Below are 20631 nucleotides of genomic sequence, written 5' to 3'. Positions count from 1 at the left end.
TTGTTATGGCAACTATTACGTGATGCTACCGCCGGTCGTCTCGCAATAGTTGCTGAGAATGCGGCGCAGCATGCTCTTCAGGAACCCGACTTCTTCCGGCGTAAACCCGTCCAGCACCTGGTCGAGCACGCTGCGGAAAATGGGCGGCAGCCGTTCGGCCAGCGCGCGGCCTTCGTCGGTGAGCTCGAGCCGCACGACGCGCCGATCCTCGACGCTGCGCACGCGTGACAGCAGGCCGCGTTTCTCGACCCGGTCGAGCAGGCGCGTGACCGCGCTTGCGTCGATGCCGTATTCGCGTGCGAGTTCGGCGGCCGTCGAGCACTTGCCGACCGCGATCATGAACAGCATGCTCGCCTGCGTGCCCGTGATGCCGAGCTCTTCCTGCGTGCGCTGCGTGACGAGATTGGTCATCACCGACTTCACGCGCGACATCAGATAACCGACGCTGTCGTTCATCTGATACGTAGACAGCGACGAAACGGGCGGTGGGGTAGGAGAATCCGACATAAAACCCTGAAGCTGCAATAGTTGACTAGGCAGCAGTATAGGCACAATTGCTTGCCGCGGCAAATGTTAATCGAACCGCGAAACGCGCGCTCCGTCCGGCGAGAATCCCTTGTCCAAATAAGGTTTTTCGGCGCGCCGGTCGTGATGCAGAAGAGGCTCGGCCGGGTCGGGAACGGAGGGCGGGGCGGCCCGTTTTGTTGCGTTGCAACGTGTAGGCCAGCTCTCGCCACTCGCACGTGCTATAATTTGAGGCTCACCAAGCTGCAACGGCGCGCGCCCGTGAAAAACGAGCGCGCGCGTTTGCGCGTTCAAACGGATTTCCAGGTTTCTATGACCCGCGCCCTTCGCAATATCGCCATCATCGCCCACGTCGACCACGGCAAGACCACGCTCGTCGACCAACTGCTCCGCCAGTCCGGCACCTTCCGCGACAACCAGCAGATTGCGGAGCGGGTGATGGATTCGAACGACATCGAAAAGGAACGCGGGATCACGATTCTCGCGAAGAACTGCGCGGTCGAATACGAAGGCACGCACGTCAACATCGTCGACACCCCGGGGCACGCGGACTTCGGCGGCGAAGTCGAGCGCGTGCTGTCGATGGTCGACTCGGTGCTGCTGCTCGTCGACGCGGTCGAGGGCCCGATGCCGCAGACGCGCTTCGTCACGAAGAAGGCGCTCGCGCTCGGCCTGAAGCCGATCGTCGTCGTCAACAAGATCGACCGTCCGGGCGCGCGGATCGACTGGGTGATCAACCAGACCTTCGACCTGTTCGACAAGCTCGGCGCGACCGAAGAGCAGCTCGACTTCCCGATCGTCTACGCGTCGGGCCTGAACGGCTACGCGTCGCTCGACCCGGCCGCGCGCGAAGGCGACATGCGTCCGCTGTTCGAGGCGATCCTCGAGCACGTGCCGGTTCGCCCGGCCGATCCGGAAGCGCCGCTGCAGCTCCAGATCACGTCGCTCGACTATTCGACGTACGTCGGCCGGATCGGCGTCGGCCGCATCACGCGCGGCCGCATCAAGCCGGGCCAGCCGGTCGTGATGCGCTTCGGCCCGGAAGGCGACGTGCTGAACCGCAAGATCAACCAGGTGCTGTCGTTCAAGGGGCTGGAGCGCGTGCAGGTCGAATCGGCGGAAGCGGGCGACATCGTGCTGATCAACGGTATTGAAGACGTCGGCATCGGCGCGACGATCTGCGCGGTCGACACGCCGGAAGCGCTGCCGATGATCACCGTCGACGAACCGACGCTGACGATGAACTTCCTCGTCAACTCGTCGCCGCTCGCCGGCCGCGAAGGCAAGTTCGTGACGAGCCGCCAGATCCGCGACCGTCTGATGAAGGAACTGAACCACAACGTCGCGCTGCGCGTGAAGGATACCGGCGACGAAACCGTGTTCGAAGTGTCGGGCCGCGGCGAACTGCACCTGACGATTCTTGTCGAGAACATGCGTCGCGAAGGCTACGAGCTGGCCGTGTCGCGTCCGCGCGTGGTGATGCAGGAAATCGACGGCGTGCGTCACGAGCCGTACGAGCTGCTGACGGTCGACGTCGAGGACGAACACCAGGGCGGCGTGATGGAAGAGCTCGGCCGCCGCAAGGGCGAAATGCTCGACATGGCGTCGGACGGCCGCGGCCGCACGCGCCTGGAGTACAAGATCTCGGCACGTGGCCTGATCGGCTTCCAGAGCGAATTCCTGACGCTCACGCGCGGCACGGGCCTGATGAGCCACATCTTCGACTCGTACGCACCGGTCAAGGACGGCTCGGTCTTCGAGCGCCGCAACGGCGTGCTGATCTCGCAGGACGACGGCGCGGCGGTTGCCTACGCGCTGTGGAAGCTGCAGGATCGCGGCCGCATGTTCGTGAAGCCGGGCGACGCGCTGTATGAGGGCATGATCATCGGTATCCACAGCCGCGACAACGACCTCGTCGTGAACCCGATCAAGGGCAAGCAGCTGACCAACGTGCGCGCGTCGGGCACCGACGAGGCCGTGCGTCTCGTGCCGCCGGTCCAGATGTCGCTGGAATACGCGGTGGAATTCATCGACGACGACGAGCTCGTCGAAGTGACGCCGCAGTCGATCCGCCTGCGCAAGCGCTTCCTGAAGGAGCACGAGCGTCGCCGCGCGAGCCGCGAAGGCGCGGTCGACTAAGCATCGATCGTTCCCGAGCACGACGAAAAAGGCTGCCTTCGGGCAGCCTTTTTTGCATCTGCGCGTCGTGCAACCGGATTGCCTGCAAAACACTGTTCCCGCGGGTCGCCGCAATCCGGCAAAACCCCGCCGTGCGGTGCTTTCAGGCACATTTCGCCGTGAACTCCGGTATCGGTTCTGTGATATGCTGCGCGCACGCAAGTTTTAGGTCCTTCCAAGCAAGACTTGATTCGCAATCCGCTAAACGGTCAGGCCGTGTCGCGGAAGGTTGAGTAACCCGCTATTTCTCGAGAAGCTCGAAGAAAGGTGAGCGTAAAATGTCAGATGTAATGAAGCAGTTTCAGCTGAACTCCTATCTGTTCGGCGGCAATGCTTCGTACGTTGAAGAACTGTACGATGCATACCTCAACAATCCGGCATCGGTGCCGGAGAACTGGCGCGAGTATTTCGACGCGTTGCAGAACGTGCCTGCAACCGACGGCTCGAATGCCAATGACGTCGCTCACTTCCCGATCGTCGAATCGTTCGCCGAGCGTGCGAAGGCCAATGCCTTCATCCCCCGCGAAAGCACCAGCAATCTCGCGACCGCACGCAAGCAGGTGCACGTCCAGTCGCTGATCAGCGCCTACCGCTTCCTCGGCTCGCAATGGGCCAACCTCGATCCGCTGAAGCGTCGCGAACGTCCCGCCATTCCCGAACTCGAACCGGCTTTCTACGACTTCTCCGAAGGCGATCTCGACCAGACCTACAGCGCAAGCAACCTGTACTTCGGTTTCGACCAGGCTTCGCTGCGTGACATCGTCAAGGGCCTGCGCGACACGTATTGCGGTACGATCGGCGCCGAGTACATGTACATCAGCGACCCGGAACAGAAGCGCTGGTGGCAGGAGCGCCTGGAATCGACCCGCGCGACGCCGTCGTTCTCGATCGAGAAGAAGAAGCACATCCTGAATCGCCTGACGGCCGCCGAAGGCCTCGAGCGTTACCTGCACACCAAGTACGTCGGCCAGAAGCGCTTCTCGCTCGAAGGCGGCGAAAGCTTCATCGCGGCGATGGACGAAGTCGTCCAGCACGCAGGCAAGAGCGGCGTGCAGGAAATCATCATCGGCATGGCCCACCGCGGCCGTCTGAACGTGCTGGTCAACACGCTGGGCAAGATGCCGGCCGACCTGTTCGCCGAATTCGAAGGCAAGCACGTCGACGACCTGCCGGCCGGTGACGTGAAGTACCACAAGGGCTTCTCGTCGGACGTGTCGACGGAAGGCGGCCCGGTCCACCTGTCGCTCGCGTTCAACCCGTCGCACCTCGAAATCGTCAACCCGGTGGTCGAAGGTTCCGCGAAGGCGCGGATGGACCGTCGCGGCGACGAAGACGGCCTGCAAGTGCTGCCGGTGCAGATCCACGGCGACGCGGCCTTTGCCGGCCAGGGCGTCGTGATGGAAACGCTGAACCTCGCGCAGACGCGCGGTTACGGCACGCACGGCACGCTGCACATCGTCATCAACAACCAGATCGGCTTCACGACGTCCGACCCGCGCGACGCGCGCTCGACGCTGTACTGTACCGACGTCGTCAAGATGATCGAGGCGCCGGTGCTGCACGTGAACGGCGACGATCCGGAAGCCGTCGTGCTCGCGATCCAGATCGCGATCGACTATCGGATGCAGTTCCACAAGGATGTCGTGATCGACATCGTCTGCTTCCGCAAGCTGGGTCACAACGAGCAGGACACGCCGGCGGTCACGCAGCCGCTGATGTACAAGAAGATCGCGCAGCACCCGGGCACTCGTGCGCTGTACGCCGAGAAGCTCGTGCAGCAGGGCGTGATCACTGCGGAAGACGCCGACAACTACGTGAAGGCATACCGCAAGGCGATGGACGACGGTCACCACACCGTCGATCCGGTCCTGTCGAACTACAAGAGCAAGTACGCGGTCGACTGGGTGCCGTTCCTGAACCGCAAGTGGACGGACGCAGCCGATACGGCCGTGCCGCTCGCCGAACTGAAGCGCCTGGGCGAACGCATCACGACGGTCCCGGAAAACTTCAAGGTTCACCCGCTCGTCGAGCGCGTGATCAACGACCGCCGCAACATGGCGCGCGGCGATCAGCCGCTCGACTGGGGCATGGGCGAACACCTCGCATTCGCGTCGCTCGTCGCATCGGGCTACTCGGTGCGCCTGACGGGCCAGGACTCGGGCCGCGGCACGTTCACGCACCGTCACGCGGTGCTGCACGACCAGAACCGCGAGCGCTGGAACGACGGCACGTACGTGCCGCTGCAGAACATCGCCGACGGTCAGGCGAAGTTCACGGTGATCGACTCGGTGCTGTCGGAAGAAGCGGTGCTGGGCTTCGAATACGGTTATTCGACCGCCGAGCCGAATACGCTCGTGCTGTGGGAAGCGCAGTTCGGCGACTTCGTCAACGGCGCGCAGGTCGTGATCGACCAGTTCATCTCGTCGGGCGAAGTGAAGTGGGGCCGCGTGTCGGGTCTCACGATGCTGCTGCCGCACGGCTACGAAGGCCAGGGTCCGGAACACTCGTCCACGCGTATCGAGCGTTTCCTGCAACTGTGTGCCGACCACAACATGCAGGTCGTCCAGCCGACGACGCCGGCGCAGATTTTCCACCTGCTGCGTCGCCAGATGATCCGCCTGTTCCGCAAGCCGCTGATCGTCGCCACGCCGAAGTCGCTGCTGCGTCACAAGGAAGCGGTGTCGGACCTGTCGGAACTTGCGAAGGGTTCGTTCCAGCCGGTGCTGGGCGAAACCGACGGCGGCATCGACGCGAAGAAGGTCAAGCGCGTGCTGGCATGCTCGGGTCGCGTGTATTACGACCTCGTCGCACATCGCCGCGAAGCGAAGGCGAACGACGTCGCGATCATCCGTATCGAGCAGCTGTATCCGTTCGCGCACAAGCAGTTCGAAGCCGAAATGAAGAAGTACGAGAACGCGACTGAAGTGGTCTGGGTGCAGGACGAGCCGCAGAACCAGGGTCCCTGGTTCTACGTCGAGCACCACCTGAAGGAAGGCATGAAGGAAGGGCAGAAGCTGGCATACAGCGGCCGTCCGGCTTCGGCCTCGCCGGCGGTTGGCTACTACGCGAAGCACTACGAGCAGCAGAAGGCCCTGATCGAAGGTGCATTCGGCCGCCTGAAGAGCGCATCGATCGCGAAATAACCGACGGAAGCGAAACGGGAAGGCGCGCGGCGCTTTCCCGTTCCTTTTGGCCCGCCGGGCGCGTCGCGCGCCGCACCGGCCGAAGGAATCGCACGAACCTCGTCATACCCCAGATTAAGCATCCAGGAAAATCACATGGCTATCGTAGAAGTCAAAGTCCCCCAGTTGTCGGAGTCGGTGTCGGAAGCCACCATGCTGCAGTGGAAGAAGAAGCCGGGCGAAGCAGTCGCGCAGGACGAAATCCTGATCGAACTCGAGACCGACAAGGTCGTCCTCGAAGTGCCGGCGCCGGCAGCGGGCGTGCTCGCGCAAGTGCTGCAGAACGACGGTGACACGGTCGTGGCCGACCAGATCATCGCGACGATCGACACCGAAGCGAAGGCAGGTGCCGCTGAAGCCGCGGCAGGCGCTGCCGAAGTCAAGCCGGCAGCCGCGCCCGCTGCAGCCGCCGCCGCACCGGCCGCTCAGCCGGCAGCCGCAACGGCATCGAGCTCGGTCGCCGCATCGCCGGCCGCAGCGAAGCTGCTGGCCGAGAAGGGCCTGTCGACGGGCGACGTCGCAGGTTCGGGCCGCGACGGCCGCGTCACGAAGGGCGACGCGCTGGCAGCAGGCAGCGCACCGAAGGCTGCTCCGGCCGCCGCACCGGCGAAGACCGCCGCCGCGAAGCCGGCGCTGCCGGAAGTGAAGGTGCCGGCGTCGGCAGCGACCTGGCTGAACGACCGTCCGGAACAGCGCGTGCCGATGTCGCGCCTGCGTGCGCGTATCGCCGAGCGTCTGCTCGAATCGCAGCAGACCAACGCGATCCTGACGACGTTCAACGAAGTGAACATGGCTCCGGTCATGGAACTGCGCAACAAGTACAAGGACAAGTTCGAGAAGGAACACGGCGTGAAGCTCGGCTTCATGTCGTTCTTCGTGAAGGCGGCCGTCCATGCGCTGAAGAAGTTCCCGCTCGTGAACGCGTCGATCGACGGTAACGACATCGTCTACCACGGCTACTTCGACATCGGTATCGCAGTCGGTTCGCCGCGCGGCCTGGTCGTGCCGATCCTGCGCAACGCGGATCAACTGAGCCTCGCCGAGATCGAGAAGAAGATCGCCGAATTCGGCCAGAAGGCGAAGGACGGCAAGCTGTCGATCGAGGAAATGACGGGCGGTACGTTCTCGATCTCGAACGGCGGCGTGTTCGGCTCGATGCTGTCGACCCCGATCATCAACCCGCCGCAATCGGCCATCCTCGGCGTGCACGCGACGAAGGAGCGCCCGGTCGTCGAGAACGGCCAGATCGTGATCCGCCCGATCAACTACCTCGCGCTGTCGTACGACCACCGCATCATCGACGGCCGCGAAGCCGTGCTGTCGCTCGTCGCGATGAAGGATGCGCTGGAAGATCCGGCACGCCTGCTGCTCGACCTGTAAGCCGAGTCTCACCGCATCGACCCGTTCCGCAGGTTTGCGCCCACGTGCGAACCTGCGGGCGTACAAGTAGAAAGGATTGTCATGTCCAAGGAATTTGACGTCGTCGTGATCGGCGCCGGCCCTGGCGGCTACATCGCCGCGATTCGCGCCGCGCAGCTCGGCAAGACCGTTGCCTGTATCGAGAAGTGGAAGAACCCGGCCGGCGCGCTGAAGCTCGGCGGCACCTGCCTGAACGTCGGTTGCATCCCGTCGAAGGCGCTGCTCGCGTCGTCGGAAGAGTTCGAGAACACGTCGCACCACCTGGCCGACCACGGCATCACGGTCGACGGCGTGAAGATCGACGTCGCGAAGATGCTCGGCCGCAAGGATGCGATCGTCGAGAAGATGACGAGCGGGATCGAGTTCCTGTTCAAGAAGAACAAGATCACCTGGCTGAAGGGCCATGGCAAGTTCACCGGCAAGACCGATGCCGGCGTGCAGATCGAAGTGAGCGGCGAGGGTGAAGCCGAAGTCGTCACCGCGAAGAACGTGATCATCGCGACGGGTTCGAAGGCGCGTCACCTGCCGAACATCCCGGTCGACAACAAGATCGTGTCGGACAACGAAGGTGCACTGACGTTCGACTCGGTGCCGAAGAAGCTCGCCGTGATCGGCGCGGGCGTGATCGGCCTCGAGCTCGGCTCGGTGTGGCGTCGCCTGGGTGCCGACGTGACGGTGCTCGAAGCGCTGCCGGCCTTCCTCGGCGCAGCCGACGAAGCGCTCGCGAAGGAAGCGGCCAAGCTGTTCAAGAAGCAGGGCCTCGACATCCATCTCGGCGTGAAGATCGGCGACGTGAAGACGACCGCCGACGGCGTGTCGATCGCCTACACGGACAAGGACGGCAACGCGCAGACGCTCGACGCCGACCGCCTGATCGTGTCGGTCGGCCGCGTGCCGAACACCGACAACCTCGGCCTCGAGGCCATCGGCCTGAAGGCGAACGAGCGTGGCTTCATCGACGTGGACGACCACTGCCGCACGGCGGTGCCGAACGTGTACGCGATCGGCGACGTGGTGCGTGGCCCGATGCTCGCGCACAAGGCGGAAGACGAAGGCGTGCTGGTCGCGGAAGTGATCGACGGCCAGAAGCCGCACATCGACTACAACTGCATTCCGTGGGTGATCTACACGTACCCGGAAATCGCCTGGGTCGGCAAGACGGAGCAGCAGCTGAAGGCGGAAGGCCGCGAGATCAAGACGGGTAAGTTCCCGTTCTCGATCAACGGCCGCGCGCTCGGCATGAACGCGCCGGACGGCTTCGTGAAGATGATCGCGGATGCGAAGACCGACGAGCTGCTCGGCGTGCACGTGATCGCCGCGAACGCGTCGGACCTGATCGCGGAAGCCGTGGTCGCGATGGAGTTCAAGGCGGCGTCGGAAGACATCGCCCGCATCTGCCATCCGCACCCGTCGATGTCGGAAGTGATGCGCGAAGCGGCGCTCGCGGTCGACAAGCGCTCGCTGAACAGCTGAGCGCGGTATAGCGCCGGCCGGCCATCGGCTGGCGCAACCGTCTCATGACGAAGGCGGGCGGGTTTTTCCCGCTCGCCTTTGTTTTTTCCGGTTTGCCCCGATGAACGTCACCGAATACTACACGCGCGAACTGACCACGCGCGGCTATCAGTCCGATCCCGCCCAGCGCGCGGCCGTCGATCGCCTGCAGCGCTGCTTCGACGAATGGGTCGACTACAAGGCGCGTCGCTCGAACGCGTTCAAGAAGCTCATCAATCACCCGGATCTTCCGCGCGGCGTCTACATGTGGGGCGGCGTCGGTCGCGGCAAGAGCTTCCTGATGGACAGCTTCTACGCGGTGGTGCCCGTGCAGCGCAAGACGCGCCTGCATTTCCACGAATTCATGCGTGAAGTGCACCGCGAACTCGAGGAACTGAAAGGGCAGGCCGATCCGCTCGACGAACTCGCGCGACGCATCGCGAAGCGTTACCGGCTGATCTGTTTCGACGAGTTCCACGTGTCGGACATCGCCGACGCGATGATCCTGTACCGGCTGCTCGACCGCCTGTTCAACAACGGCGTGCAGTTCGTGATGACGTCGAATTACGACCCCGACGATCTGTATCCGGACGGCCTGCATCGCGACCGCATGCTGCCGGCGATCGCGCTGATCAAGGACAAGCTCGACGTGCTCAACGTCGATGCGGGGGTCGATTATCGCCAGCGCACGCTCGCGCAGGTGAAGATGTATCACACGCCGCTCGGCGCGGATGCCGATCGCGAACTGCGTCATGCATTCGGCAAGCTCGCGGCCGTGCCCGACGAGAGCCCGATCCTGCATATCGAGAAGCGCGAACTGAAGGCGCTGCGCAAGGCGGACGGCGTCGTGTGGTTCGATTTCGCGACGCTGTGCGGCGGCCCGCGTTCGCAGAACGACTACCTCGAACTGGCGAGCCGCTTCCATGCGATCGTGCTGTCCGAGGTGCCGCAGATGTCGCCGCGGATGGCATCCGAGGCGCGCCGCTTCACGTGGCTCATCGACGTGCTGTACGACCACAAGGTCAAGCTGCTGATGTCCGCGGCGGTGCCGGCCGAGGACCTGTACGTCGAAGGCCCGATGGCCAACGAATTCGCGCGTACGGTCTCGCGTATCGTCGAGATGCAGTCGAAGGAGTATCTCGAAACACCGCGCCGCATCGTCGATACGTCGTTGACCTGAGCGGATGCGGGTTCGGGTAATTGGCGGGATTTAAACGTCAATTTCGGTTAAATTCAGTCGATCTACGGGTATTTTCGGATTTGTCTTATATTCATCGTTGAGGTGAGCCGATATTGTGGTGTCATGGTTATTAAGGCTGGAGATGTCCATGACACCGTATCGCGATTTGACCGACCACGAATGGCGCTGCGTCGCGCCGCTTCTGCCCGAAATGCAGCCGCGCACCGAGTTGCGCGGCCGGCCGTTAGCCAATACGCGGGCCGTGCTGAACGGGGTGCTCTGGGTGATCTACAGCGGCGCAACCTGGTCGGCCATGCCGCGCCGTTACCCGTCGTATCAAACATGCCATCGCCGCTTCAAGGTGTGGCACGAAACGGGCACGCTGATGAATGTGATGCGTGAGCTTTATGGCGAAGCCGGTATGAATCTATGCAATGAACTCTCCGCGCGGATGCGCAAGCACACGCAATCGAAAGCGGCGGAGGCGCGTAGCAACGCAGCACCCGCGTATCGTGCACCAGGCAGCTATGCATCGGGTGCAATGAAGCACGCAGCGTGATTCCATCGCTTTTCGTTGTGCGCGCACCAAAAGAAATCGGCCTGACGACGTTGTCGCAGGCCGATTTTTATTGAGCCGCGCGTTTTGGCGCGTGGTGCGTTATTGCTGGCGAACCCAGGTCTGCGAGCGACCGAGCAGCGACACGCCGATGTAGCCGCGCACCACGAGCTTCTGGCCGCCGTCTTCAAGCGTCATCTTGCACTTGTAGACCTTGCCGTTCTCCGGGTCGAGAATGTTGCCGCCGTCCCAGTGGTCGCCGTCCTTCTTCATCGCCTTGATGATCGTCATGCCCTTGATGAGCTGATCCTTGCGCTCGTCCGTGCACGCGGTGCAGCGGCGATCGGGCGTATCGTTCGCGCCGAGGCCCTTGACGACCTTGCCGGTCAGCGCGCCGTCGCCGTCCTCGGCGATCTGCACGAGTGCCTTCGGTTGATGGGTGTTGTCGTCGATCGTTTGCCACATGCCGATGGGGCTGTCGGCTTGCGCGAAGGTGGGCGCTGCGCACGCGAGCAGGGCGCCGGCAATGGCGATTGCACGCAACGGGCGAGTCAGTTGAATCATTGTCATCCTCCTTGTTTTGCATGTCTGTTCGATTCGCCCGCACGCCCGTCTGCATGGGGCGGGCATGTTGCGAGCTTCGCCAGAATACGTGAAACCGCGCGCCACGTTTGATAGAGGGGACTCTAATCGAAACAGCCCGCGTGATGCGGGCTGTTTCGAGGCTTTGGTGACCGATCAGTTGAGCTGATAGGAGAACGCGGCGTTGATGCGTGGGCTGCGTGACGCGCTTTCGACCGGTGCGTCGCCTACCGGTTTGGCGACGTTCAGGTCGAGACTGTAGTAGCGGCTGTCCGTGAGCCGCACGCCGATGCCGACCGACGACATGCGGTTCGGTGACGGCGTGCCCGAGTGCAGATACACGCGCGCCATGTCGTATGCGATGTACGGCGTGATCGATTTCAGATACGTCCAGCCCGGCGTGAAGCCGCGGTTGACTTCCAGCGACATCCCCCAGCCCGAGTCGCCCGACGTTTCGCCGGGCTGGTAGCCGAGCGCGTAACGGGTCGAGCCGAACGAGATCTGCTCGGACGTCGGCAGCGAGTCGGGACTGTATTGCCCGGTCACCGAAACCGACGTGCCGATCCGGAACGGCCATTCGTTCGTCTGCGTGAAAGTCGCGCCGGTGCGAACGAAGGTCAGCGAGATCGGGCTGTCCACCGAGGTCGTCGTCGTGCCGACGGTAATGTCCTGCGCTTTCGACGCGCCGAGGATATTGAACCCCTTCGCGACGTTGACGCTCAACTTCTGTACCTGTTTCGGCTGGACGCTCGTGTAGTCGAGCTGCATCTGCAGCACGCGAACCTGCGAGCGCGTATCGAGGCTCGCACCGTTGATCTGGTTCTGGTAACGGTCCTCGTTGTGCGACGCATAGCCCGACACGGTGCCGAGCAGGCTGCGCTGATTGTTCAACAGTATCGGATAGGAGGCCGAAAGACCGAGTTTTTCGTTCTTGACCGTCCGCTCGACGTACGACGGCAACCCCGGGTTGTCGGTCGGCTTGCCGCGATACGTGCTGGCATCGAGTCGCGTGATCAGGCCGCTGCTGCCGACGGGCAGGGCGCCGCTGAACGCGAAGTAGGTTTGCTTGTCGCGTCCCGGCGGCGCGAGCGCCGAGATGCTCAGTTGCTCGCCGAACCGCGTCAGGCCGTTTTCGGTCGCGGTGATGAGGCCCTGGACGCCCGGGTGGTTGAAGTCGATCCCCGTGCTGACGTTGAACGGTTTGCGGTCGACCGCGAGCTCGAGCGTCGTCGCGCCGTCGGTGGTTTGCGGCGGCGGGACATTCGCCTTCACCGTGAGGCCGGGCAGCAGGCCGAACGTGTTCACGTAGCGCTCGAACGTCGCGCGGCGCAGCGGTCGGTCCGCCGTGATATGCGCGGCAATCGCGCGAATCTTCGGTTCCATCGCGCCGGGTTTGCCGGTGACCTTGACGTCCGACACATAGCCTTCGACCACCGTGATGCGCACGACACCGTCCTCGAACGTCTGCGCGGGAACGAACGCGAACGACAGCGCGTAGCCGCGCTCCTGGTACAGCTTCGTCACGCCGTTGGCGGTTTCGATCAGCTCGCCGATCGTGATGTCCTTGCCGACGAGCGGCGTGAAGCGGCGCGTGATTTCCTCGAACGGTACCGACTTCACACCTTCGACCTGGAACGTCTTCGGCGTCAGGTGCCGCGACAGCAGCTCCTGCAATTGCGGCGCCTGCGGCGCGACCTGAACGGTGACGTTCGGGCCCGTCTTCGGTGCGTTGATCTGGGGAAGGGAGTCGAGCGGGTTACCGCCGACGCGCGTTTGTGCCTGTGCCGTGCCTGCCGCCGCGATGGCGAGCAGCATCATCCATCTGTCGAGTCTGGATTTCATTGTTTTTCCTCGTAGGCCTTGCTTTTCGTCTTCTTTGTAATGCCGGCGCGCGACATCCGAGTGTCGCGCGCCGCGTGCCGCCATGCCGGTTGTGTTTGTACGGCCGCGCCATTCGCTCCGGCTGCGATGACGCGACCGTCCTCCTTACTTGCCAACGCTACCCAGCGTACCCAGCAACCCCGTGACCGGCGCCAGCAGGCCCGTCGAACCGCTGCCCGACGATGCCGTACCCGACACGCTGCCGACCAGCGACGTGACCGGCGCGAGCGGGCTCGAGCCCCCGGACCCCGCTGCACCGCCCACTGCTCCGGTGACAGTATTCAGCAAACCGGTGACGGGCGCGAGAGGGTTTGCACTGCCTGCGCCACCTGTTGCGCCGCCGAGCGTGCCCGTCACCGTCGACACGAGATTCGTGACGGGTGCCAGCGGACCGCTGCTGCCGCCTGCCGCGCCACCCAGTGCGCCGGTCACCGTGGAGACGAGGCCGGTCACCGGCGCGAGCGGGCCGCTGCCCGAGCCGCCCGTTGCGCCGCCGAGGGCGCCCGTGAGCGAACCGAGCGGGGTCGAGCCGAGACCCGACAGCAGGCCGCCGAGCGGGTTCGTCGAACCGGAGCCCGACGACGAGCCGTTCTGGACGGTTGCCGTCGAACCGCCGACGAGGCTCGTGATCAGGCCGGGGATCGGCGCCGCGCCATTCGGGCCGTTCGGGTTGACGAGGCCGCCCGCGTTGGTCACGGTGTTGCCGACCGCGGTCACGAGCTGGCCGACGTCACCGACGAGCGGCTGGCTCGACGTGCCGCCGACCTGCTTGCCGGCTGAGCTGATAGCACCGCCGATCTGGCCGAGCAGCCCCGAGACGGGTTGGCCGAGGCCGGTCGTCGTGCCGACCTGCTGCGTGACCTGGCCGGCGGTGATCACGAGCGGCGTGATCGCCGAGCTGATCGGTTGCGTGACCTGCTGCACGGCGCCCGACGACAGCGTCGAGCCGATCGTCGTGCCGGCGGCCGTCAGGCCGTTGGCGACCGTGTCGAGCACGGTGCCGACCGGCGTCGTGACCGGCGCGAGCGGTGCCAGCGGGCCCGTGCCCAGCGCCTTGACCGTCGAGCTCAGGCCGGAGACCGTGTTGCTGGTTGCGCCGACGACGTTGCCGAGACCGGCAACCGTGGTGCCGACCGGGTCCTTCGTCGAGCCGATCTGTCCCAGCCCGTTGCTCACCGCATCGGCTGCCGCGCCGACGATCGTGCCGGTGCTGGACAGCGTGCTGCCGACGCCCTTCGTCACGCCGTCGCCGAGGCCCGGCAGGCTGATGTTGCCGACCGTGCTGCCGAGGTCGGTGGCCGTCTGGCCGACCGTGCTGATGACACCCTTGGTGCCGGTCGACGAGCCGCTGGTACCGCTCGTGCCGGACGTGCCGCTGGTGCTCGGGTTGTTGTTGTCGTTGCTGCTGGTCGGCGGCGAGCTGACGCCGCCGCCGCCGCAGGCGGCCAGCAGGCACGCCGCGGCGAAGGCGGTGAGGGGCGCGCGCCACTGGCGCAGGGCGACCGTCGGGATGGAACGTTGCTGGGACATGATGGACTCCTCGCTGTCTTTTCGATGAATGGATGTCGGATTACTTGCCGTGCGTGCCGCCGAGCAGGCCGCCGATCAGCGACGTGACGGGCGCAAGCGGATTCGACGACGCGCCCGAGTTCGTGACGGCACCCGTGCCGCCGCTCAGTGCCGGTACGCCGACCGTGCTCGTCACCGTGGAGACGGCGTTCGTCACCGGGGCGAGCGGGCTGCTGCCGCCTGCGCCACCCGTTGCGCCGCCGAGGGCGCCCGTGACTGCGCCGAGGAGGCCCGTGACCGGGGCGAGCGGGCCGCCGCTGGTACCGCCCGTTGCGCCGCCGAGCGCGCCGGTGACCGTGGAGACGAGGCCCGTAACCGGTGCGAGCGGGCTGCTGCCGCCGCCTGCTGCGCCGCCGAGTGCGCCGGTGACCGTGGAGACGAGGCCCGTGACCGGTGCGAGCGGACCGCTGCCGCCGCCTGCTACGCCGCCGAGTGCGCCGGTGACCGTGGAGACGAGACCCGTGACCGGCGCGAGCGGACCGCTGCCGCCGCCTGCTACGCCGCCGAGCGCGCCGGTGACCGTGGAGACGAGGCCCGTGACCGGAGCGAGCGGGCCGCTGCCGCCGCCTGCTACGCCACCGAGTGCGCCGGTGACCGTCGAGACGAGGCCCGTGACCGGAGCGAGAGGACCGCTACCGCCACCCGTCGCGCCACCGAGTGCGCCGGTAACCGTGGAGACGAGGCCCGTGAGCGGGGCGAGCGGGTTGGTCACGCCGCCGGTGCCGCCCGTGAGCAGGCCGCCGACGGCCTTCACGGTGTTGCCCGTCGACGAGACGGTGTTGCCGAGACCCGTGGTGACCGGGTTGCCGCCCGTCGATGCGAGCAGGGCGCCGGCCTGGTTCAGCCCGTTGCCGACCGTGCCGAGCAGCGTGTTGACCGGTGCGCCGAGGCCGGTTGCCGTGCCGATCGTCTGAGTCGTCTGGCCGACCATCGTCGTGATCGGCGTGATGGCCGAGCTGACCGTTTGCGTGACCTGCTGGATCGGGCCGGTCGACAGCACATTGGTGAGCGTGGTGCCGCCGTTCGACACGGCGCCGCCGAGCGTCGTGACGAGGCCGCCGACGGCGCCGGTGACCGGCGCGAGCGGCGACAGCGGGCCGCTGCCGAGGCTCGTGACCAGGTTGCCCGTTTGCGTGACTGCGCCGCCGAGCTGATTGACCACGCCGCCGGTGCTGGCGACCGTGGTGCCGACCGGGTCCTTCGTCGCGCCGAGCTGGCCGAGCCCGCTGCCGAGGCCGTTGCCCAGTGCGGTGACCGCGCCGCCGACGCTTTGCACGATGCCGCCCGCGGCTTGCGTGGTGGCCGGATTGACGCCCGGCAGCGTCTGGCTGCCGATGACGGAGCCGAGACCGGAGACGGTGCTGCCGGTATTCGTGATGATATTGCCGGTGCCTGCGAGGACATTTCCCACCGGATTCGCCGACACACCCGAGGTGCCGGACGTCCCGCTCGAGCCCGAGGTGCCGCTGGTGCCCGACGTGCCGCTCGTACCAGAGGTGCCGCTGGTACCGGACGTACCGGACGTGCCGCTCGTGCCCGAAGTCCCGCTGGTGCCGGAGGTACCGCTCGTACCCGAGGTGCCGCTCGAGCCGTTGCCGCCCGACGTGGAGATCGTATCGCCGCCGCCGGAGCTCGAACCGCCGCCGCCGAGACCCTGGCTGATGGAGCCGGAGCCGCCGCACGCGGAGAGGGAAAGCATGGCTGCAACGGTGGCCGCGATCAGAGTCGTCCGGAACACGCCATGAGGGATAACCTTGATGTCCATTTCTTCCTCGCATTAAAAATGTGTTGTGAACTGCGTTGTGTTGAGTGGTGCGAGGACTACTCTGCAACTGTCGTGCCATTTCGCTGCCCGACGGTTCGACAACAGGTTTTAAACGAGGCAATTCCTTGTGGGAAAAGGAAGTTACGGATCTTGAAAGATTGTTGAATCTGTTTAAATGCAGATGAATGAGAACGGTTTCGGCCGTTTCGTAACGTAACGTCACAACATTGGCGTTACGCGTGCGGCGTAACGTGGGGGCCCTGGACGCTTGCTGGACGAGGCAATTGTTTTACTGGTGGATTAGGTGTGCACATCTAACCTATCGTAAATCCTATGTGTAAGTCGTACCGAAACGCCGTACAAATACGTTGTGCTCCCGGTCATTTTTTTCCGTCAGAGTGGTTAAAAGAGGTTGGAATTTAAATGGGATCGGATATAGAATCCGGAGCAGATGTAAGCAAATGTACGGTTCGGTACACTACGTTCGAGGAGGAGCGCTATCGCGAATGTTAACTTGCATCAAATCGTGAGCAATGCCCTTCGGGGCGACCTATAAAGAAAGCGCACCCGGTTGTCGTTACAGCAGATGTGGCGAACGGTTGGGGCAAACGGCCAGATATGCGGGGACGTATACGTATAAAAGGCCAGAAAACGTAAATACAGGCACGAGGAATAAAATGAAAGCAATCATCAAGCGTTTCCTTAAGGAAGAAGACGGGGTTACCGCAGTCGAGTACGGACTCATCGCAGGACTTATCGCAGTCGCTCTCGTCACGGCCATGAGCACGTTGACAACCGGCATCTCGGGGGCGTTCTCCTACATCGCGAGCAAGCTGCCGTCGGTATAACGAACGAGCTTCGGCTCATTTCCCTGCTGTTAGGGGCGCGGATTGCTTCGGCAATCCGCGCGGTAAGTTTTGCCGTTCGGGGCGTAAATGATCCTGCTAACTGGCGTCGGGGTTTTCCTCGCGTGGGCGGTGCTCGTCGCGCTCGAGGACATCCGTCATAGGCGTATACCGAATTCACTGGTGATCGGTGGATTCGTATCTGCATTTGTGCTCGCCGGGCATAATCCATTCGGCATATCCATGAATCAGGCGCTCATTGGCGTACTGATCGGCTTTCTCAGCCTTTTCCCGTTTTTTGTGCTGCGCGTAATGGGCGCCGCGGATGTCAAGGTATTCGCGGTGCTGGGCGCGTGGTGCGGCCCGCATGCGCTGCTGTGGCTCTGGATCATTGCAAGCCTGCTGGCATTCGCGCATGCCGGCACGCTGGTTTTCGCCACCCGTACGCCGGTGTCGGCGTTGTGGCAGCGGCGTTCGCCGACGATGCAGATCGCCGGTTTCCGGGCGTCGCCGTATGCCGCGTTTCTCGTGATTCCCGCGGCGCTGTGGTGCCTGTACCGGATCGCGACGGGGGGAATGCAATGACGGCCGTTCGTCCGGTATCCGGCATGCGGCGTCGCCAGCGCGGCGCGACGGCGATCGAGTTTGCGATGGTGCTCCCCGTGTTCTTCCTGATCCTGTACGCGATCATCACGTACGGGATGATCTTCGCGGCCCAGCAAAACCTGACGCTAGCCGCCACGGAAGGCGCTCGCGCCGCGTTGAACTATCAGCAGGTCGGCGCGGCCGCGTCGGTGCAGGCCGCGCAGCAAGCCGCGCTGGCGGCGCGGGCCCAGGCCGCATGCACGGCCGCGACGAACCTGACCACATGGCTGAAAGGGTCGACATGCTCACCCACGCAGCAAGGCAGCTGTTCGTACGACCCGACGATGCTGTGCGTGCAGATCACGCTGACTTATCCCTACTCGCAGAGCCCGCTGATTCCGCCGTTTCCGCTGCTCGGTTCGCTGTTGCCGGTGCCGTCGACACTCACCGGAACCGCGATGGTGCAGATCAGCCCGGTCAACATCATATAGACGGCAGCAACGGCGTCGTACCGGGTCGAGGGCGCCCGGTCGGCCATGCTGCGTGGAGAATTCAATCGTGAGTAGCGGGGAAACATAACAACACCATGGCCAACAACCTGACGAAGATCATTGCAGGCTTGCTGATCGCGATCGCGATCCTGCTCGGCGTCTATGCGTGGATGCTCGGTCGCAAGCCGGCCGACGTAGCGCCGGTTGCCGCGACGGTCGCGACGCAGAGCGTGCCGGTCGTCGTGACGACGCGGCCGTTGCAAGCCGGCCAGCCGATTCCGGCCGAGGCGCTGAAGGTGCAGCAGTCGACCGCGGCGCCGCAGGGCGCGTTCGCCGATCCGCTGCAACTGGTCGGCCGCATTCCGGCAGCCGATATTCCCGCGCAGGCGGCCGTCGTCGCGAGCGCCTTGTCGTCCGGCCTCGCCGAGCAGCTCGCACCGGGAGAGCGTGCCGTCGCGATCAAGGTCGACGAGACCAATGCGGTCGGCAACCGCGTGCGGCCCGGCAACTATGTCGACGTGTTCCTGAACCTGAAGCGCGACGGGACCGGCGTGGCGATCGGCGGGACGTCGACGGCGGAGATCGTGAATACCCAGGCACGGCTGCTGATGTCGAAGGTCCGCGTGCTGTCGTTCGGCGATGCGACGACCGAGCGCGACAGTTCGAACGGCTCGGTGGTCGGGACGCGGACCGCGGTGCTGGCGGTGCCGACCGCGCAGGTGGACGCGCTGACGCTCGCCGAGCAGAGCGGCCGGCTCGTGCTCGCGCTGCGTAGCCCGCGCGACGACGATGTCGCGACGCAAACCGTCGCGGTCCGTGTCGGCGACGACAAGAGCCCGTCGGCGCTTGCCGCGGCGGGCGTGGTGCTGGGCGAGTTGTCGAAGAGCGCGACGACGGCGGCACCGGCCCCGCGTGCGGCGCCGCGGGTGGTCGCGCGGCATCCGAGCGGCGGCAGCATCGAAGTGATTCGGGGTGGGCGGACCGAAACGGTCGCTTATTGAGCGGGACGACGACGGCAAAACAATGAAAAAGAAACTGATTGGTTTGGCTATTGCATTGAGCGCGCTGGCGATGCCGCCGCTGTCGGACGCGGCCGACACGAGCGGCACGATCAGCCTTGCGATCGGCGCGCAGCGGCAGATTGCGACGGGGCGCGCGCTGCAGCGGGTCGCGGTCGGCGACCCGTCGGTGGCCGACGTGCTCGTCGTGAAGGGCGGGCGTGGCGGCGTGCTGCTGGTGGCGAAGAGTGCCGGCGCGACGAACGTGATGATCTGGGAGCGCGGCCGCGACGAGCCGACCGTCTATAACGTGAACGTCACGAGCGGTGCGGCACGGGCACTGCTCGACGGCACGTCGCCGAGCGTGAACACGTATGGCGGCACGACGGTGATCGGTGGTGCGGCCGGAACGCTCGACGGGCATCAGCGGGCGGTCCATGCGGCGAAGACGGTCGGCGGCAAGGACGGGACGACGCTCGATGCGTCGACGATTTCCGGCAAGAACGTCGTGCAGGTCGACGTGCGGGTCGTCGAATTCAGCCGTTCGGTGCTGAAGCAGGCGGGCCTGAACTTCTTCAAGCAGAGCAACGGCTTTGCGTTCGGCGCCTTCGCGCCGACGGGGCTCACCTCGATTACCGGTACGCCGGGCGGCTCGCTCACCTACAACACGAGCGTACCGATTTCGTCGGCGTTCAACCTCGTCGTCAATTCGGTGTCGCGCGGATTGTTCGCTGACCTGTCGATTCTCGAGGCGAACAACCTGGCGCGCGTGCTCGCACAGCCGACGCTCGTCGCGTTGTCCGGCCAAAGCGCGAACTTCCTCGCCGGCGGCGAGATCCCGGTGCCGGTGCCGCAATCGCTCGGCACGATCTCGATCGAATGGAAACCCTACGGCGTTGGGCTCACGGTCACGCCGACCGTGCTGAGTCCGCGGCGGATCGCGCTGAAGGTTGCGCCCGAGTCGAGTCAGCTCGACTTCGTGCATTCGATCACGATCAACAGCGTGCAGGTGCCCGCGCTGACGACGCGGCGCGCGGACACGACGGTCGAGCTCGGCGACGGCGAAAGCTTCGTGATCGGCGGCCTGATCGACCGCGAAACCACGTCCAACGTCAACAAGGTGCCGTTCCTGGGCGATCTGCCCATCATCGGCGCGTTTTTCAAGAATCTGAGCTACCAGCAGAACGACAAGGAGCTCGTGATCATCGTGACGCCGCATCTCGTTGCGCCGATCGCGCAGGGCGCGCCGCTGCCGGCGACGCCGGGCGAGCTGTCCGAGCAGCGCGACGGTCCGGTGTGGCGTTCGTACCTGGGCGGCATGGCATCGCCGGACGCAGGACCGGGGTTCTCGAAATGAGCGCGCCGAATCGTTACCGGACCGCGC

The 20631-nt window shown here is 64.8% G+C and carries 16 protein-coding genes; 11 read left to right on the top strand and 5 right to left on the bottom strand.

Features of this window, described 5'->3' with window-relative positions:
• Window positions 1-15: 15 nt before the first annotated feature.
• Window positions 16-507 carry a MarR family winged helix-turn-helix transcriptional regulator gene (locus tag BLS50_RS00800; protein ID WP_012328385.1) on the bottom strand — a complete coding sequence of 164 codons (492 nt, stop codon included), beginning with the start codon at window positions 505-507 and terminating at the stop codon, window positions 16-18.
• 330 nt (window positions 508-837) lie between these two features.
• Here BLS50_RS00800 and typA point away from each other — a divergent pair, with 330 nt between their 5' ends.
• The 6 genes from typA to BLS50_RS00770 all read left to right on the top strand — a co-directional run bounded on the left by typA (window position 838) and on the right by BLS50_RS00770 (window position 10534).
• Entirely contained in the window at window positions 838-2664 is a 1827-nt protein-coding gene (gene typA, locus BLS50_RS00795) for a translational GTPase TypA (protein ID WP_006476159.1), read from the top strand.
• Between the two features lie 317 nt (window positions 2665-2981).
• The gene (locus tag BLS50_RS00790; RefSeq protein ID WP_006476158.1) at window positions 2982-5846 is read left to right on the top strand and encodes a 2-oxoglutarate dehydrogenase E1 component; all 2865 of its coding nucleotides are present in this window, start codon (window positions 2982-2984) and stop codon (window positions 5844-5846) included.
• 135 nt (window positions 5847-5981) lie between these two features.
• Entirely contained in the window at window positions 5982-7265 is a 1284-nt protein-coding gene (gene odhB, locus BLS50_RS00785) for a 2-oxoglutarate dehydrogenase complex dihydrolipoyllysine-residue succinyltransferase (RefSeq protein ID WP_074800005.1), read from the top strand.
• Between the two features lie 81 nt (window positions 7266-7346).
• Window positions 7347-8777 (top strand): dihydrolipoyl dehydrogenase, encoded by a 1431-nt coding sequence (lpdA, locus tag BLS50_RS00780; RefSeq protein WP_006476156.1) that lies wholly within the window; start codon window positions 7347-7349, stop codon window positions 8775-8777.
• Window positions 8778-8877: 100 nt separating this feature from the next.
• Window positions 8878-9975 carry a cell division protein ZapE gene (gene zapE, locus BLS50_RS00775; protein ID WP_011545268.1) on the top strand — a complete coding sequence of 366 codons (1098 nt, stop codon included), beginning with the start codon at window positions 8878-8880 and terminating at the stop codon, window positions 9973-9975.
• Window positions 9976-10123: 148 nt separating this feature from the next.
• Window positions 10124-10534 carry a transposase gene (locus tag BLS50_RS00770; protein WP_006476154.1) on the top strand — a complete coding sequence of 137 codons (411 nt, stop codon included), beginning with the start codon at window positions 10124-10126 and terminating at the stop codon, window positions 10532-10534.
• A gap of 99 nt (window positions 10535-10633) precedes the next feature.
• On the opposite strand, the gene BLS50_RS00765 is transcribed toward BLS50_RS00770, so the two are convergent.
• The 4 genes from BLS50_RS00765 to BLS50_RS00750 form a co-directional block, all read right to left on the bottom strand.
• Entirely contained in the window at window positions 10634-11095 is a 462-nt protein-coding gene (locus BLS50_RS00765) for a DUF2147 domain-containing protein (protein WP_011545269.1), read from the bottom strand.
• A 174-nt stretch (window positions 11096-11269) separates the two neighbouring features.
• Complete coding sequence (locus BLS50_RS00760; RefSeq protein ID WP_006476152.1) at window positions 11270-12955, bottom strand: ShlB/FhaC/HecB family hemolysin secretion/activation protein; 1686 nt, start codon at window positions 12953-12955, stop codon at window positions 11270-11272.
• A gap of 144 nt (window positions 12956-13099) precedes the next feature.
• Window positions 13100-14524: a collagen-like triple helix repeat-containing protein gene (locus BLS50_RS00755; RefSeq protein WP_011545271.1), complete on the bottom strand. Its 1425-nt coding sequence runs from the start codon at window positions 14522-14524 to the stop codon at window positions 13100-13102.
• A gap of 40 nt (window positions 14525-14564) precedes the next feature.
• A complete protein-coding gene (locus BLS50_RS00750; RefSeq protein WP_074800002.1) occupies window positions 14565-16328 on the bottom strand; it encodes a collagen-like triple helix repeat-containing protein in 1764 nt (587 codons plus the stop codon).
• Window positions 16329-17005: 677 nt separating this feature from the next.
• Here BLS50_RS00750 and BLS50_RS00740 point away from each other — a divergent pair.
• The 5 genes from BLS50_RS00740 to BLS50_RS00720 all read left to right on the top strand — a co-directional run bounded on the left by BLS50_RS00740 (window position 17006) and on the right by BLS50_RS00720 (window position 20604).
• Window positions 17006-17176 (top strand): Flp family type IVb pilin, encoded by a 171-nt coding sequence (locus BLS50_RS00740; protein WP_011545273.1) that lies wholly within the window; start codon window positions 17006-17008, stop codon window positions 17174-17176.
• A gap of 87 nt (window positions 17177-17263) precedes the next feature.
• Entirely contained in the window at window positions 17264-17758 is a 495-nt protein-coding gene (locus BLS50_RS00735) for an A24 family peptidase (RefSeq protein WP_074799999.1), read from the top strand.
• Complete coding sequence (locus BLS50_RS00730; protein ID WP_012328389.1) at window positions 17755-18249, top strand: TadE/TadG family type IV pilus assembly protein; 495 nt, start codon at window positions 17755-17757, stop codon at window positions 18247-18249. Before BLS50_RS00735 ends, BLS50_RS00730 begins: the two co-directional genes overlap by 4 nt.
• Before the next feature lie 95 nt (window positions 18250-18344).
• The gene (cpaB, locus tag BLS50_RS00725; RefSeq protein ID WP_074799996.1) at window positions 18345-19250 is read left to right on the top strand and encodes a Flp pilus assembly protein CpaB; all 906 of its coding nucleotides are present in this window, start codon (window positions 18345-18347) and stop codon (window positions 19248-19250) included.
• 22 nt (window positions 19251-19272) lie between these two features.
• The gene (locus BLS50_RS00720; RefSeq protein WP_027807341.1) at window positions 19273-20604 is read left to right on the top strand and encodes a type II and III secretion system protein family protein; all 1332 of its coding nucleotides are present in this window, start codon (window positions 19273-19275) and stop codon (window positions 20602-20604) included.
• Window positions 20605-20631: the final 27 nt, after the last annotated feature.

It is taken from the genome of Burkholderia orbicola (genome assembly GCF_900100915.1).
Lineage (GTDB): Bacteria > Pseudomonadota > Gammaproteobacteria > Burkholderiales > Burkholderiaceae > Burkholderia > Burkholderia orbicola.
This window is presented reverse-complemented; position numbering and strand designations above follow the sequence as displayed.